This is a genomic window from Pectinatus brassicae (genome assembly GCF_014201835.1).
Taxonomy (GTDB): domain Bacteria; phylum Bacillota; class Negativicutes; order Selenomonadales; family Selenomonadaceae; genus Pectinatus; species Pectinatus brassicae.
The window spans coordinates 72,240-89,158 of record NZ_JACHFH010000003.1 but is presented as its reverse complement, the minus strand read 5'-3'; the positions used below and the strand labels follow the sequence as shown (position 1 = coordinate 89,158).

13 protein-coding genes are annotated in these 16,919 nt (G+C 38.7%); 10 read left to right on the top strand and 3 right to left on the bottom strand.

Features of this window, described 5'->3' with window-relative positions; translation table 11 throughout:
- Positions 1 to 1,004: 1,004 nt before the first annotated feature.
- The 3 genes from HNR32_RS02095 (at position 1,005) to HNR32_RS02085 (ending at position 7,502) form a co-directional block, all read left to right on the top strand.
- Positions 1,005 to 4,928 (top strand): PDDEXK-like endonuclease domain-containing protein, encoded by a 3,924-nt coding sequence (locus tag HNR32_RS02095; RefSeq protein ID WP_183859178.1) that lies wholly within the window; start codon positions 1,005 to 1,007, stop codon positions 4,926 to 4,928.
- A 131-nt stretch (positions 4,929 to 5,059) separates the two neighbouring features.
- Entirely contained in the window at positions 5,060 to 6,097 is a 1,038-nt protein-coding gene (locus tag HNR32_RS02090; protein WP_183859176.1) for a GIY-YIG nuclease family protein, read from the top strand.
- 124 nt (positions 6,098 to 6,221) lie between these two features.
- Positions 6,222 to 7,502: an ISL3 family transposase gene (locus HNR32_RS02085; protein WP_183859174.1), complete on the top strand. Its 1,281-nt coding sequence runs from the start codon at positions 6,222 to 6,224 to the stop codon at positions 7,500 to 7,502.
- 107 nt (positions 7,503 to 7,609) lie between these two features.
- Here the strand turns inward: HNR32_RS02085 and HNR32_RS02080 are convergent, their stop codons facing one another.
- Positions 7,610 to 8,851, bottom strand: a complete 1,242-nt coding sequence (locus HNR32_RS02080) for an IS256 family transposase (protein ID WP_231038131.1) — start codon at positions 8,849 to 8,851, stop codon at positions 7,610 to 7,612.
- Positions 8,852 to 9,018: 167 nt separating this feature from the next.
- Between HNR32_RS02080 and HNR32_RS02075 the strand changes: the two genes are divergently transcribed.
- Positions 9,019 to 10,236 carry an IS256 family transposase gene (locus HNR32_RS02075; RefSeq protein WP_183859172.1) on the top strand — a complete coding sequence of 406 codons (1,218 nt, stop codon included), beginning with the start codon at positions 9,019 to 9,021 and terminating at the stop codon, positions 10,234 to 10,236.
- Positions 10,237 to 10,394: 158 nt separating this feature from the next.
- On the opposite strand, the gene HNR32_RS02070 is transcribed toward HNR32_RS02075, so the two are convergent.
- Positions 10,395 to 10,649, bottom strand: coding sequence for an MCP four helix bundle domain-containing protein (locus tag HNR32_RS02070; RefSeq protein ID WP_183859170.1), 255 nt, complete (start codon positions 10,647 to 10,649; stop codon positions 10,395 to 10,397).
- A gap of 426 nt (positions 10,650 to 11,075) precedes the next feature.
- Positions 11,076 to 11,543: a hypothetical protein gene (locus tag HNR32_RS02065; protein WP_183859168.1), complete on the bottom strand. Its 468-nt coding sequence runs from the start codon at positions 11,541 to 11,543 to the stop codon at positions 11,076 to 11,078.
- Positions 11,544 to 11,685: 142 nt separating this feature from the next.
- Here HNR32_RS02065 and HNR32_RS02060 point away from each other — a divergent pair, with 142 nt between their 5' ends.
- The 6 genes from HNR32_RS02060 to HNR32_RS02035 all read left to right on the top strand — a co-directional run bounded on the left by HNR32_RS02060 (position 11,686) and on the right by HNR32_RS02035 (position 16,899).
- A complete protein-coding gene (locus HNR32_RS02060) occupies positions 11,686 to 11,916 on the top strand; it encodes an AtpZ/AtpI family protein (RefSeq protein ID WP_183859166.1) in 231 nt (76 codons plus the stop codon).
- On the top strand, positions 11,913 to 12,788 hold the full coding sequence (locus HNR32_RS02055) for an RluA family pseudouridine synthase (protein WP_183859165.1): 876 nt from the start codon (positions 11,913 to 11,915) through the stop codon (positions 12,786 to 12,788). Before HNR32_RS02060 ends, HNR32_RS02055 begins: the two co-directional genes overlap by 4 nt.
- A gap of 294 nt (positions 12,789 to 13,082) precedes the next feature.
- Positions 13,083 to 13,964 (top strand): Rossmann-like and DUF2520 domain-containing protein, encoded by an 882-nt coding sequence (locus HNR32_RS02050; RefSeq protein WP_183859163.1) that lies wholly within the window; start codon positions 13,083 to 13,085, stop codon positions 13,962 to 13,964.
- A complete protein-coding gene (panB, locus tag HNR32_RS02045) occupies positions 13,957 to 14,790 on the top strand; it encodes a 3-methyl-2-oxobutanoate hydroxymethyltransferase (protein ID WP_183859160.1) in 834 nt (277 codons plus the stop codon). Before HNR32_RS02050 ends, panB begins: the two co-directional genes overlap by 8 nt.
- 133 nt (positions 14,791 to 14,923) lie before the next feature.
- Complete coding sequence (locus HNR32_RS02040) at positions 14,924 to 15,673, top strand: HlyD family secretion protein (RefSeq protein WP_183859158.1); 750 nt, start codon at positions 14,924 to 14,926, stop codon at positions 15,671 to 15,673.
- A gap of 221 nt (positions 15,674 to 15,894) precedes the next feature.
- Complete coding sequence (locus HNR32_RS02035; protein ID WP_183859156.1) at positions 15,895 to 16,899, top strand: ABC transporter substrate-binding protein; 1,005 nt, start codon at positions 15,895 to 15,897, stop codon at positions 16,897 to 16,899.
- The last annotated feature ends 20 nt before the right edge of the window (positions 16,900 to 16,919 follow it).

Genomic DNA, 16,919 nt, shown 5'->3' with positions numbered 1-16,919 from the left:
TAGAAATTTATCGATTTTGGTCTTGACAAGCGTGCCACTATAGATTCTATTTGGAGGGTAAGTTCTTCACAACATAATAGAGGTGCTATTAATTTACTCAATAAAGAGGTATTTGAAAATTTATATGGAAAATTATAAATATGTATAATGGTTTTTAGAAAAACGAATTCTATAGAACTTTGATTTACAAAAGTCCTATAGAATACAGGCAGTCACGCCTCTGGAAACTTCTCCAGAAAAGTGTTGATAATTCAATGCCGAAATAGAGAATTAATAATATTTGCTGTAGCAATAATTGAGACGGCGAACAGGGTGGTTATTTTATGGACGAACAGGAGAAAGAAAAGGCGATCGACTTATTTCAGTTCATCAGGGAAATGAGTTTATTGCGTACCAAAATTATAAATGATATTCATGGACAAAACTGGTACCGTTTTTTTGATAGCATTCCACAGGATGAGCAGAATATTACGCTTAATTATCGGGATCGTGTAGAAGAGAACGATGATATTGGTGGAGCGGAAGAAGTGATTCTTTCTGTACATAAACCAGCATTTCAGTCTTGTCCTGAACCTAATGAGGTATTTAAAGACTGGTTGAATCCAGGATGGGAAAAGTTTTCTATGAAAGTAACCATAAAAAAGAGTCGTGCTTTCCCATCTGAAGATGCTGACCAGAAAATTCGTTATGAGTCGTTTTCATCCAGTGAAATTCGTGTGAGTCTTTATGAAGCCTGGCTGAAACAACGGGACATTTGGGTCCTAAAACAACAACAGATAGATGTCGTGCGCCGTCTTTTTGTTGATTTATATCAATTATATGTAGATTTAGAACGTGATGCTGAAACTATAGAGCTTATGGTGGGAAATGGTCTGCTAATGGATCAGCAGAAGAAGATAGTTAATCATCCTATTTTGCTTAAAAAAGTCAAAATGAAATTCGATGCAGAGCATAATATCCTTTTAATTTGTGATACGAATGTAGAATCTGAACTTTATACTACTTTGCTTAGTAGTATAGATGATATCAATCATACCATTGTACAGAAGCTAAAAGAGGATTTGTATACCGGGGATTATCATCCACTAGATCGTCATGATGCGTATGATTTTCTGAAAAGTGCTATTCATAGCCTGTGTCCGGATAGCCTTTTCTTGTACGAGGAAGAGTCTGTACCTGCTGGTACGTCAGATAAGCTGTTTTTGGCAGCTAAGCCCGTATTTTTTGTGCGTAAACGGGTCGATGGAGTAGACCGATTTATTGAACGGACGCTGGAAAATATTAAAGCGACGGATTATATCCCTACAACGATTATTGACGTAATTGGTGGAGGGAAAATAGATGCTGTGCCAGAACTGAAGGAAAAAAACATAACAGAACAGTTGGCGGAAGTTGGCGGTGAGGATAGAGACATCCTTCTTGCCAAACCAGCAAACAAGGAACAGTTGGAAATTGCGCAGCAGATTGAACGGCATAATGCGGTGCTAGTACAGGGGCCACCAGGTACAGGGAAAACTCATACGATTGCGAATCTGATGGGACATTTTCTGGCAACAGGCAGAAGTGTCTTGGTAACCAGTTACACCAAAAAAGCATTATCAGTGTTGAAGGGACAGTTACCGAAGCCTTTGCAAGATTTGTGTGTATCGGTGATAGATGACTCCAATAATGATATGGAGCGTTCAGTGGATGGCATAACAGAATACCTTTCTCTTTATACAGCTAGTGAATTATTGAAAAAAGCAGATTCAGCCAAAAGGTCTCGGGATGAAATTATTCATAAAGTAGCAGATCTTCGTCAAAAAATCTATGCAATAAAATATAGTGAGTTCAAACCGATTGCCTACAATGGTGAAAGTATCTCGCCTTCAGCTGCAGCCAGGTTTGTTCATGAAAACGCTGAATCATTGGCCTATATTCCGGGAAAGGTGGAATTATATCGTCCTTTACCGTTGAGTTTTGAAGAACTGTCAACGCTTTATCATAGCAATGCAAGAATCTCATGTGACGAGGAGAAAGAACTGGCTTCTGATTTGCCAGACCCATCTCAATTACTATTGCCAGATAGATTCACACAATTATTGTCTGTTATAGAGAATCGGCAGAGAGATATAGAGCAAATGGTAGCTTCTTTGGGTATGCATTGTAAATTTGATGATGCAGGAGAGAAACTTGTTTTAGAATCGGATGAAACATCTATGATACTGCAGACGGCGGAAGAAAGCTCAGTGCAGGCATTGGAAACCTATTTAGCTACTTTTGAATCAATAAAGGATTGGATGACTTATGCAGCTGTCGATGGCAAAAGAGGCGGTGGTGCCCGTAAAAAATGGGAGATTCTTTTAGATAGTATTCAACAAACTTGTGGTTTTGCCGATCAAGTTGCCGAAGAAACTTTTGGTAAAAATGTGGAATTCAGCAATGTATGTGATTTTGGCATGCTGCCGGATACAATACGTAAAATGCAAGAAATCTTTACCGAAAATGGGAAGATATCGCGGTGGAAACGTATGTTACATAAGGATTATGATAAGGTTGACCAGATGGTGTCAATAAATGGACAGGCACTTTCTTCGCCTGAGGACTGTTCTACAGTTTTGCATATCATGAAGTTGCAGGAGCACCGTGAACAATGTTCCCGGTATTGGGATGAGCTTTTGGGAAAACATGAAGTACCGGAATTTATGAGTCTGAATGATGGTGAGGAACCAGAGGTTGTTGCTGAGCGAATGGTGCAGCCAATCAAACGATATCTTGATTGGTATGAAAAGGAATTTGGAAAGCTTATAGGTCTTGTGGAAGATGCTGGTTTAGAACAAGGGAAAGTGTTTTCACGGGGACAGTTTGATTCAGAAATTGAGTCGATGCAGAATGTTTTGTATGCTGTGGCGGATATATTGCCATGTCTCACGAAAATACAAGCAGCCTTTTTGCTTTATTGTGAAGCAAAACAGGAATTGTCTGTTTCATGTGATAATTTAATTGCATTATCTGGGAGACATTCAGTTTTGTGCAATATATTGTATGGAGCGTTTTCCGCCAAAGACTCAGTGAGATATGCTGAGATTTTTGCGGAGTTAGATCAGCTTTATTCTAAATATGCACTACAGATGAATCGTAATGAGTTGCTGCAACGTCTTTATACTGTAGCACCTGAGTGGGCTGATAGTATCCGTAATCGTATTGGCATTCACGGCGAAAGCCAGGTGCCAGATAGAATAGAAGATGCATGGCGATGGAAACAGTATGCAGGAATTATACAGGAACTGACGGCAGAACCATTTGAGGAATTACAGCGTCAAAGTTTGAGCCTGAGTAAAAGTTATCGAAGTATAACGACTGAGCTTGCAGAATATAGTGCATGGTATTATTTGCTGAAACGGACAGAATCAGATTTTACGATGCGGCAGGCTCTGCAGGGGTGGAAACAGACGACTAAGAAGATTGGTAAAGGAACTGGTAAAAATGCGCCCCGACTTCGAGTGGCTGCGCGAAAACTTATGGCACAATGCCAAACTGCCGTGCCAGCTTGGATTATGACGATCAATACCGTGATGAACAGCTTAGTACCAGGGAAAAATATGTTTGATGTAATCATTGTCGACGAGGCTAGTCAGGCTGACGTTTCTGCGTTACCAATAGCATATCTGGCAAAGAAAATTATTATCGTTGGTGACGATAAACAAGTGAGCCCGATGGCTGTTGGTGTAGACTTCGATAAGATGAATGCTTTAGTAGATATGTATATCAAGGACAAGATACCAAACTGGCATCTGTATACAGCAACATTCTCTCTTTATGATGTTGCTAAGACAGTATTCCAGCCACTGATATTGCGGGAACATTTTCGTTGTGTACCGGATATTATCGGGTTCAGTAATATGCTTTCCTATGAGTATAAAATAAAGCCGTTGCGAGATACGAGCGATTGTAAACTTTTTCCGGCAGTAATCAATTATCGTACAGCGGGGATCCGTGAGCAGAAAGTAAATAAAGTGGAAGCAGAATCCATTATTGCATTGATTATGGCTTGCATCGATACGCCAGAATATAAAGGGAAGACAATAGGTGTTATTTCACTGTTAGGAGATAATCAGGCTAAATTAGTACAAAAGATGCTATTTGAGCATCTTGATCCGGTTGTTTTTGAAGAGCGACATATTCTTTGTGGTGATGCGTCGAATTTCCAGGGAGATGAAAGAGATATCATTTTTTTATCGATGGTAGATAACAATGATGATGATGGACCGCTACGAATGACTGGACCGGGGGTAGATGATGCTACCAAAAAACGATATAATGTCGCCGTTAGTCGGGCGAAAGATCAGCTTTGGGTTGTAAATTCATTAGATGCGTCGAAAGATTTAAAGCAGGGAGATATGCGAAAATTATTACTAGATTATGTAACGGATCCGGCAGCTGTAGATGTCGTTATGCAAGAGGTAGAAGAGCAAGCTGAGTCGCCTTTTGAAGAGGCTGTAGCAAAGAGCTTGGTGGCTAAAGGCTATCAAGTGATACAACAATGGCCGGTAGGAGCTTATCGTCTTGATATGGTTGTAGTAGATGGAAATGAGAAGGTTGTCGTTGAATGTGATGGGGAACGCTGGCACAGCGGTGAGGAGAAAATTCGTCAGGATATGGAACGGCAAACCATTTTGGAACGTCTCGGTTGGCGTTTTATACGTATACGTGGCAGCGAGTATTACAGTAATCCAGAGAAAACCATGGAGCGTGTTGTAAATAATGTGCAGGAATTAGGCATTTGTCCGGTTGGGCAAACGGTTACTGCGCAGGCAGACACATTGCTTTTACAAGAAATAAAGCGTAAAGCAGCGGCATATCTGGCGGAATGGTCTGAAACGGAGCATGCTCAAATGGAATTAGTGAATGCTGATCTGGGAAATAGACAGTGTTATTTTGGTTCTTAAAGAGAGAATGGTATAGTGAATTCTTAAAATACTTATTTGTCAAGACATGATTATATGTAGAGCGGTTTTTCTAGAGTATCTTCACATATGAAATATAAAGGTTAGACTAATAATCATAGGAGTGATAAATTATGAGTGATCAGGGATATGTGTATATTTTAATCAATCCATCTATGAAAGGGATTATAAATGTGGGGGGGACGAGGCGTGATCCAGACGAATGGGCGAGTGAGTTATCTGCATCGACGGGAGTGCCTACTCCATTTTTCGTTGGATATCAAGCTGAAGTAAATAATTATACCCATGCTGAAGCATTTGTTCATAAGTTGTTAGATGCGTATCGTGTTAATGATAATCGCGAATTTTTTAATACATCTATAACGGAAGCCATAAATGCGATTATGGAATATATAAAAATTGATGATCAGTACGATGAGAATAATTCTCAATTAGAAGCTGACTGTTTGGATGCTCAGACGTCTGCATATGAGGTAGAGGAAAAGATCGCCGATGATTATTATAATGGGACAAATGGGCAATTTCAGGATTATGAAGAAGCTATGAAACATTATAAGAAGGCAGTGGCATTAGGCTCAGGGAGCGCATGCCAGTCTATAGGGTTGATGTATCGTTTGGGCGAGGGTGTTCATACTGATCTTCGAGAAGCTTTAAGGTGGTATAAAGAAGGATTACGACGCAAGGCATATGGAACTTACTATCATATGTTACAAGTCTATCTTGCGTTAGAAGAGTTTGAAAACGCAAACAAATGTATGCAAAAAATTTTTTTTGAAGATGATTTGTTTTATATGTCAATGGGGACTGTATCATATTTAAAAGCATGTCAATGGAAGAATATAGATAATAATTTTATTGAGCTAGAGCTTATTCAAAGACATATACCGAGAATTAAAGATTATTTGGAGACACAGGCACAGTCGAATGATAAGTATAAAGATATGTATATTGAAATGGTACGTGATTTGAATTCAGCGTGCGATTATTATCATATACAACAGACTGGAAGTGATAATCAAGAACAGTTAAACATGCAGAAAGCACTATTGAAGGCATATAAGTCTGGGCATTATAAACGATGCCCTACGTGTAAAAAGATTTGTTTCGAAAATGCTGTAGTATGTCCTGTATGTGGGAATAAATTGATTTAAAAAATTGAGGCTTCACTACTTTGTGTGGGTAGAAAAGCCATCCCCTAACTAAATAAATTGAAAACCACCTGCATCCGTGGTAATGTAGAAGTTCCTACACCAAAACATTCCGAGGAGGATGCAAGTGGTCTCTACTTCTACATTATGCAAAAATCTTTTAAATGTCAAGAACATCATGATTGAGGATGTAAAACTTTGGACGGACAAAGATGCAGTTCGCCATCTCACAATCAATGTTAAGCCATACAAGAAAGATCAAAATCGTTGCCCTATTTGCGGAGCAAAGTGCCCGGGCTACGACACTGGCCGCATCAGCAGATCTTGGCGAGCCCTTGATTTTGGTGGCGTCATCGTACAGATCGTTGCAGACACCTCGCGCATTGAATGTCCGCACCATGGCGTCCATGTCGCCAGTGTGCCTTGGGCTTATCCCGGCTCTCGCTTTACTAAAGAGTTTGAAACCAGTACCGCTTGGCTGGCAACGCAGCTCAATAAGAGTGCTGTTGCCAAATATATGCGTATCTCATGGGATACCGTCGGCAAAATCATTTCCCGCGTCCGTGAGGACATCGAACCGAATCTTAAGAGCCGTTTGGATGGGCTAAAGGAAATCGGCATTGATGAGACCAGCTACCGTAAGGGACATAAGTACATCACGGTCGTCGTGAACCATGCGACCAATACCGTTGTATGGGCACATAAGGGACACGGCAAAGCCATCCTGACGCTATTCATGGAAGAACTGACGAAGGAGCAGCGAGAATCCATCCGGGTCGTCACTGGCGACGGTGCAAAATGGATTACATCCTGTGTTGAGAAATATCTGCCGAACTGCATCCGTTGTGTCGATGCCTTTCACGTGGTGGAATGGGCGATGAAAGCACTCGACAATGTCCGCCGTCAAAGCTGGCATGAAGCAAAATCTGTTGCCGAAAGTTATGGCAAGCGACGGAAAGGCCATCCCAAAGCAGCTGATGAAGAATATGCAGCAGCTTCCGCCGCCAGGCAGCGATCTCAGGATATCAAGGGATCAGCTTATGCTTTAGGCAAAGCACCTGAGAACCTTACTACGACGCAGGAAGCCAAACTGGAAATGATACAGCTTTCGGATAACCGGCTTTACCGCGCGTATAAGCTGAAAGAAATGCTGCGGCTCCTATTGAAGATGACTAATGTGGATACTGCTGAAGGTGAACTGACACGCTGGGTGAAATGGGCACGGCATTGCCGGATCCCTGAGTTTGTTGAACTGCAACGAAAGATTATGCGGCACAAGGATCATATCCTCAATACCATCCAGTTGCAGGTAAGCAACGCTAGAATCGAGTCCACAAACAACAAGATTAAGCTGATTATTCGACGCTCGTTTGGCTTCCGGAATGAGAGTGTAATCCATTCTGTGTAAACTCCATGGATTAATGCTGGAAATTCAAAAATCACGAAAAATATATGCCAACATAATGGCACTTGTTGCCTCGCTTGTCAATCAGCAAGCAGGCTATTTTTTTGCCATCATTCCAAATCAGCCGGTTCAATACGGTCAGCAAAATAAATGAAAAGCTGGGAAACAATTTTATTCCAATCATGGTTGCGGCCACTCCACTTCTTGGTAATATCTATGGTCGCCAGATAGAGCAGCTTAAACAGCGAATCATCCGTAGGAAAAATCGTCCGGCTTTTAGAAACTTTCCGCAGCTGGCGATTGAAATTTTCAATCTGGTTCGTCGTATAAATCATCTTCCTCATTTCCAAGGGGTATTTGAAATAAGTGGATAGCTGCGGCCAGTTATTCCGCCAGGACTGAACGGAAGAGGGATATTTATCGCTCCATTTTTCTTCCAAGGCGTCCAGAGCCACTTCCGCTTGTTCAAGGGTAGGTGCCTGGTAAATTCCCTTCAGATCTTGGATAAATGCTTTCATGTCCTTATAATAGACGAATTTAGTCGTATACCGAATCTGGTGGACTATGCAGCGTTGTACTTCTGCCGCAGGATAAACTGCGCCAATGGCATCGACAAATCCGGTCAAACCGTCAACAGAGGCAATAAAGATATCTTCCGTTCCTCGGTTCCTGATTTCGTTCAGGACGCCGACCCAGTATTTTGCACTTTCATTGCCGCCAATCCAAAGTCCAAGGACCTCACGGTAACCATCCAGACGAGTTCCAATGGCAACATAGACGGCTTTCTTTACAATCTGAGCATCCTGTCTAACATGAAAATGGACAGCATCCATGAAGACAATAGCGTATTTCTTGGCCAGCGGTCTGTTCTGCCATTCTTTAGCAATCGGGAGAATACGGTCTGTCATGCGGGAAATCATTTCAGCAGAAGCATCTACGCCATAGATTTCTTTTAGGTGTGCAGTGATATCCCTGGTGGTCATCCCTTTGGCATACATGGACAGTACTTGGTCCTCGATATTAGAAACGTCCGTCTGATTCTTCTTCACAGCCTGCGGCTGGAACTCACCTTTCCGGTCACGAGGAATGTCGAGAGGAATATTACCCATTGTAGACGTCACGGTTTTTTTGCTATAACCGTTCCGGCTGTCATCCGTATCCTTGTTTTTATAATCGTACTTGGAGTAACCCAGATGCTCATCCATCTCAGCTTCCAGCAAGGTTTGCAACGTATCCCCGAAGAGATCTTTGAGCATGTTCTGAACATCCTGCGCACCTTCCGGCTGATATGCACTCAGCAGTTTCTGGAGAAAATCCTTACGTTCTGGGGAAAGTTTTCTTTGTCTGGCCATAATAAAACCTCCTAAATTAATATTTATTCTAACATTAATCCAGGAGGAATAGCTCATCTATTCTATTTACACATAATTTGTTACAGTCTCTCTTTTGGTAGTGCTGAAATAATTGTGTAAACCTCCAATGTTAGGTAAAATAAAACTAATATTGGAGGTATTTTATTATGGCAAATAAAGAAAATAACAAACTCAAAGATCTTATAAAAGAGTATGGTATTAAAGACATGAATGATGTCCATAATTTTGTTAAAATGCTTACGGCTGAAACCATCCAGACAGCTCTTGATGCTGAATTGGATGAAGAACTTGGTTACTCCAAATATGACTACAAAAATAAAAACACCAAAAATAGTCGCAATGGCTATTCGACTAAAATTGTTCAAAGTTCCAACGGAGAAATGGAACTTAAAATACCGCGTGATCGCGACGGAGATTTTGAACCACAATTAGTAAAAAAACATCAAACAGATATTTCAACCATTGAAGATAAAGTGATTTTTCTTTACTCACAAGGCGTATCCACTCGTGATATCCAAAAAACAATGCAAGAAATGTATGGCATTGATGTAGATGACAGTCGTGTTTCAAGAATAACAGATAAATTGTTGCCCCTTATTAATGAATGGCAAGAGCGCCCATTGCAAACGGTTTATGCAATGGTTATTTTAGATGCCATTCATTACAATGTCCGTGAAAACGGCATTGTCACAAAAAAAGCTGCATATATCGCCATTGGTACGGATTTAGAAGGACAAAAAGATGTTTTGGGCATTTGGTTGGGAGCTAGTGAATCCTCTAAATATTGGCTTTCTATACTGAATGGGTTGAAAAATCGTGGAGTTCAAGATATTCTTATTGTATCCGTAGACGGTTTATCTGGATTTGTACAAGCCATCAATGTTGCGTTCCCTCAAACAGAAGTACAGCGTTGCGTAATTCATCAGATTCGAGCTTCGACACGTTATGTATCGTATAAAGATGTTAAGCAGTTCACCGCTGATTTAAAACCAATTTATAAAGCCCCAACCGAAGAGGCTGCTCTATTTGCTTTAGATGAATTTGAAGCTAAATGGAACTCAAAATATCCGTTAGGCGTAAAATCTTGGAGAGCTAATTGGAATGAACTCTCTACCATGTTCAAATATTCACCAGAAATACGTAAATTAATTTATACAACCAATGCGATTGAAAATTTCAACCGTCAATTGCGAAAAGTGACCAAGACAAAAAGTGCCTTTGTTTCGGATAATGCTTTGATGAAATTGCTGTATTTAACAACCATGAACATCATTGATAAATGGACAATGCCCATTCGAAACTGGGGAATGATACTGGATAACCTCATGATTTATTTTGGTGATCGCGTCAAAATTTCTTTGTAAAACTTAAATTAATTTCATCCTAATATTTGGACTTTACACAAAAATGTACGCACTCTCACAGTTGGGTTTAAATGGCATGTTAAAACTAAATGCACACGGTCGAATTTACTTTGCACCAGGTTCATAAATCGTTGAATGGTACAATCGTTCTGATTGTATCATTTTTGTTCTGCGTCAGGATCCTCTGTATTCATTAGTCCATAGATATCGGCTTCAATCTGATGGCTCTGTGAACGCGTATTATTGATAAATTGCACTGCCAATAAATTCTGGCTGTACATTTTTTCCGTGCTGTCAGAAGACTGCTCTAATCCCATATAACCGATAACGGCAATAATGCCTAAGGCTATAATGGCGCCTGCTCCTAATAAACTTATTTTTACACCTGTCCGCAAATTGTTGAACCAATTCAAAAAAAATTCATCTCCCTAATTAAAATTCATTAATTTATTACAAGTTTCATTTCCATAAATAATAATCATTTGAAAGTATTATTTACATAGCAATGATATCGCCGTTTTGAATAACATTTTTTACTTATTAATAATGGCAAATACAATGATCGGAGCAAGCGGACTAATCAATTGCTGTTGTATGAAACCAGTTCCCTAAAAAGACCTGCTACATTAAATTCACATACTAAAAAGACAGCTATCCTAAAAGATATAGCTGTCTTTACATTCAAGCAATACTTATTTATTAAGCTTAGCAAAATCTACTTAAATATCTTTCTTAATCATTCATATATATTTTTTAGTAAAACATTAGGAAAACTAATATTCTTGTCCTATCCTAACATATATGAAAATGATAATCAAGTGATATTTTGCCTTTTTTATTTATTCTTCCGATAATGTCGGATGCTGCTGTACATAAACAGCTACAGCATTATATCTGCTTTCACCAACTGTATTTGGTTTTATCGGATACCATACTAAATATAACGGTTTTTGTACCCAGCGCTCTTCACCGCTTTTTTTATAAAAAGTTTCTTCGCCCAATAATAATGCTGGTTCTGTTAAATTTATCTTGCATTGAGTAATGCTGTAAAAACCATCCGTCAGAACATTAGTATTTCTGTTTACCATTTTTTCTTCATAGACCACAATCTGTTTATTTATATTACCGTCTTTGTCTTTATCATAATGCATCGTTGCCTTATTAAAATAATATGTATCATTATTATCATGACCTAAGTCAATAGCTACCCAGTCAGTATCTGCTGATTCATCTTTTGCGGCAGCCATGGCTACTGCTGAAAAAGCTACTAACAACATACATAGCAAAATAACTATTTTTTTACGCATAAAATTACCTCTTTCTATAAAATATATTAACAATACTTATATCACACTTTATAAAAACTACTTTTTATAGGTTTATACTGCATACTAGATTTGATTATATCATAAATTTATTATCTATGCTAAAATTGTAAAGGGTGTTATTATGAATAAAAAAATTTCTTCTGACAAAAATAAAAGCAGTTTACAAATTTTTGGGCGGGTCAGCGGTCTGGGCATCACTTTTGCCTTAATCACCTGCATTGGTGGTTTTATTGGCTATAAAGCCGATATCATTTTTAATGTCAAGCCTATCTTCACCTGTCTAGGCACAGCTTGTGGCTTTATTTTGGCCCTTATCAGTATTTACCTAATAATAAAGAAAGACATTCTATGATAAATTTTACTGTTCCCGCTGATTATCCCCAGCAAAAAGCCCGCTATTTTCTGGCATCTCATGCTAAAGTTTCCACTAATTTATGGAAAAAAATAAAATGGCAGGGACATTTATATATAAATAATCAGGAAGTTCATGCTGCCAGTGCCGTAGTAAACAGCGGTGATACTATCAGCTATGAATTAGCCGTATCTTCACAGATTATACCTTGTGACAAACCACTTTCTATTGTATATGAAGATGACTGGCTACTCGTTATAAATAAACCAGCCAATATGCTTATCCACCCTACTACCAAAGACCACAGCGATACTTTGGTAAATATCGTAGTAAACTACTATCAACAGTCACAGCAAGTAAATATCGGCTGCCATCCCGTATATCGGCTTGACCGTAATACTACCGGTCTTATCATTGTTGCCAAGCAGCCGCAAATACAATATGCCCTGACAACAAGCCATGACAAAATATGCCGTTTTTATCAAGCCCTTGTCCAAGGAAAGCCAAAGCCAGCTGAGGCAATGCTGTGCCAGCCTATCGGACGCAAACCAGATAGCATTATTGAACGTATTGTCAGTAAAAATGGACAATCAGCCCTTACCCGCTATAAGGTATTATTGAGCAAAAATGATTATTCTTTGGTACGCCTTAAACTCTACAGCGGCCGAACCCACCAGATAAGAGTCCATATGAGCCACTGTGGACATCCATTGTTGGGCGATGATTTATACGGTGGTGATTGCACTCTGATTGAGCGGCAAGCCTTGCATGCTTATCATGTAATTTTTGAGCATCCTATCAGTCATAAAAAAATTGATATCAAAATCCCCTTGCCAGCTGATATGCAAAATATTCTTGATTCATATAAATAATTCTATTTGTACTTATGGTACTGTTGCATTTATTTGCAATATGTCCTATACTTCATCATGTAGAGCTATTATGACAGCATCGATAATCGAGCTGTACATTTGGCAGTATCCCTTAGGGAACTGCACTTAGCCCTATCATATAAATTTATACTATATAGCTTTGATCGTTTGCGACAAAGACTGCCATACATAACATTATTAATAATAATGTCTTTTTTGTCTGCATTTATACGCTTTTAAAGCTATATCAGCGGACAGAAAAGGCATTTTTTTGTGTCCGCCAATAATAAAAGGATGGTGGTATTTATAAACATTGGCTTCATTGGTGCCGGCAAGGTCGGCACTGCCCTTGGACTTTATTTCCAAAAACATCAGCTTAATATCAAGGGGTATTATAGTAAAACCGCACTTTCTGCTAAAAAAGCCGCCTTAACAACCACGTCTAAGCAATATACTGATTTAACAGCGCTGCTCACTACTTGCGATGTAATATTTATAACTACTACTGATATGGCACTACCAGTTATTGCTGCAAAAATTGCCCAGATGAAATCTACTGCTACCATCTTTTTTCATACCAGCGGTGCCCATAGTTCTGATATTTTATCGGAAATTAAAAAAGCTGGTAATGCCATCGGCAGTATTCATCCCTTACAAAGCTTTGCCGACATCAATACAAGTGCTCTTCTTTTAGAAAAAACTTTTTTTACTATTGAAGGAATGCCTGCTGCTATAAACACAGCTAAAAATATTTTACAGCAAACAGGTGGAAAGTACTGCGAAATTACCTCTGCGCAAAAGCCTTTATATCATACCGGTGCTTCTATTCTAGCCAATTATCTAATCACCGTAATCAGTTTTGGGATGGACTGTCTGGAACAGGCCGGTCTTAATAAAAGTGATTTATTATCTGCTATTGAACCATTATTACGCGGCACTATTGATAATATCTTAGACAAAGGTCCCACAAGTGCTCTTACTGGTCCGATTGTCCGAAGTGACGTCAATACTGTTAACCTTCAATTGCAGGCAATAAAAAAAAATCTCCCCGAAAAGGAATTTTTATTCCGCAGTTTAAGTTTAGCCACTGTTGATATGATAAAAAACAAACGATTAGATGAACACCAAGCAACAGTTTTTTATAAATTATTAAAAGGATATAACAATCATGAATAATAAATTTACAACTCAATCATTTTTCAAAGCCAAAGAAAATAAAGAAAAAATCACCATGCTTACCGCCTATGATTATTCTATGGCTCAATTAGTTGATAACAGCGGCATTGATGCTGTTTTAGTCGGCGATTCTGTCGGCATGGTTATGCAGGGACATGATTCTACACTGCAGGTAACGATGGAAGATATGATCTACCATTCCCAGTGTGTTGCTCGTGGTCTAAAACATGCCCTGCTCGTAACCGATTTGCCATTCTTGTCCTATCATGTCAGCATTGAAGAAGCTGTACGCAACGCCGGGCAACTTATTCAGCAAGGTCATGCTGAAGCCGTTAAGCTAGAAGGCGGACAAAATATGGCTGCTACTGTAAAAGCCATTGTTAATGCCCAAATTCCTGTCATGGGACATATTGGTCTTACACCGCAGTCAGTAAATATTTTCGGTGGCTTTAAGGTTCAGGGTAAAGAAGAAATTACCGCTCAAAATCTAATCAATGATGCTTTAGCCTTGGAGGCCGCTGGTGCTTTTAGCATCGTCCTTGAAGCTGTTCCTGAAGCTCTGGCTAAATTAATTACGGAAAAGCTCCATATTCCCACTATTGGTATCGGCGGTGGACGCTATTGTGACGGTCAAATACTAGTTATAAATGATATTTTAGGTATGTACAGCGATTTCACCCCTAAATTTGTCAAAAAATATGCCAATTTAAATATAGATATTAATACTGCTGTAACAACTTATATCAGTGATGTAAAAAATAGTGAATTTCCTAAACCCGAGCATACCTTTGGTATCAAAGATTCCGTACTAGATAAACTATATTAATTTAATTTCTAATAATTCGTTAACTTGCCAAAATCCCAATATTAAGATAAAGTATTACAGTACATATTATATTTTATTATTTCTAGGAATAATTTTATTCCTTTTCTTATATATTAAGATTGGAGATTTTGGCATGTTTAATAAGCTTATTAATACCACTAAAAAAAGAATGGCCTTCCTTATACTGTTATTTCTCATTTTATTATTGCCGATCCCTTGTATATGGTTGTATTTTAACTTTACCAATAATACAACAATTTTGCATAACAACCCTAAAAATATAACCGTTATTCCTATTACAGCTAAAATAAACTCACGTATTATAGAAATCAACGTAGATGATGGTACTAAAATAAAAAAGGGCATGATATTGGCTCGTCTTGATGATTCTAATTTACAGTCGCAGTTAAAAAAAGCCCAGCAGAATCTGCTCGATGCTAAAGCTGACTTACAAGCAGCGCAAACACCGCATTCGCCGGCTGAACAAAATACGCTTGTAACTAAAGTTGATGAATCGGTAACTGCGGCTGAAAAAGCTCGTGCTGATTTTGACAGTGCATCTGCTTTATATCAAAAAAATCTCATTGACAAAGCTCAGCTGGATACTAAACAACAGGAATTAACTACTGCCCAAAATAAACTTACGGCCGCGGAACAAAATTACAAGCATAGTACTATCGGCAATCGACCTGAAGACATTACCTATTATGAGCGTAAAAAAAATGAAGCAATGAACCAGGTAAATAGTTTATACACCCAGATAAATGACACCGTTATAAGAGCATCTTCCAATGGCATCGTCAATATAAAAAATGCCCAGGTAGGTCAGCAGGTTCATCCTGATTTGACACTTTTCAATATTGTGGTATTTAAAGAAATATAATCTTCACCCATATAAAATAATAATTTTATATGGGTGATTTTTTTATTAGTTTTTTCTTTTTCATAGCAATTTTCTTCAATTATTGACAGCATTGATAAAAGTAATATCCATTTGTCTTTTTAATTCCATCTATTGTCTTGTGTATATAGATTTTTAAGTTGTAATATTGTATAATTAAACGATGTAAATTACTTTACTATACAGAAAGGTGCTGCTCTCATATGTTTACATTTAAAAATCTAAAATTCGCAACACTAGGTCTTACAGGCATTCTTGCCGCATCAATTATTGCCGGATGCGGTTCACAATCCGCTGATAACAGCAATAGTAAAAAAAATCTCAAAATAGGTGTCGTACAGCTAGTTGAACATAATGCTCTGGATGCTGCCAATAAAGGCTTTATCGCAGGTCTTAAAGAACGCGGCTATATTGAAGGAAAAAATATTACCGTTGACCAGCAAAACGCTCAGGCCGACCAATCTAATCTGCAAAATATTGCCCAGCGCTTTGTTGCCAATAAAGAGGACTTAATCTGTGCAATCGCTACACCAGCCGCCCAGACAATAGCTAATGCAACCAAAGATATTCCAATAGTCGGCACTGCTATCACCGACTATAAAAGTGCCCGGTTAGTAGCTTCTAATGAAAAACCCGGTGGCAATGTAACAGGCACTACTGATATGAGCCCTATAAAAGAACAGATTGATCTGCTTATAAAACTTTTCCCTAATGCCAAAATAATTGGTACAGTATATTCCTCCAGTGAAATTAACTCCGAAATTCAGGTTAAAGCCATGACAGCATATGCTAAAAGCAAAGGCTTAACGGTAAAAACCGCCACTGTATCAACTGTAAATGACATTCAGCAGGCTACCCAAAGCCTTGCCGACAAAGTAGATGTCTTCTATGAACCTACAGATAATGTCATCGCCTCGGCTATGCCTACACTTATAGCTATAACTAATGCTGCTAAACGCCCCGTAATCTGCGGCGAACCCAATATGGTAAAAAAAGGCGGCTTAGCTACTTATGGCATTGACTACTATAAATTAGGACTGCAAACCGGTCATATGGCTGCTGATATCCTTGATGGCAAAAAGAAACCTGCTGATATGCCTATTGAATCAGCCAAAGACTTGAAAATAACTATAAATAAAAAGAATGCAGCACTTCTAGGCATAACCCTGCCTGCTGATTTAACCAAGGATGCTGACATCATCGAATAAATTTAACTAGGAGAATTAAT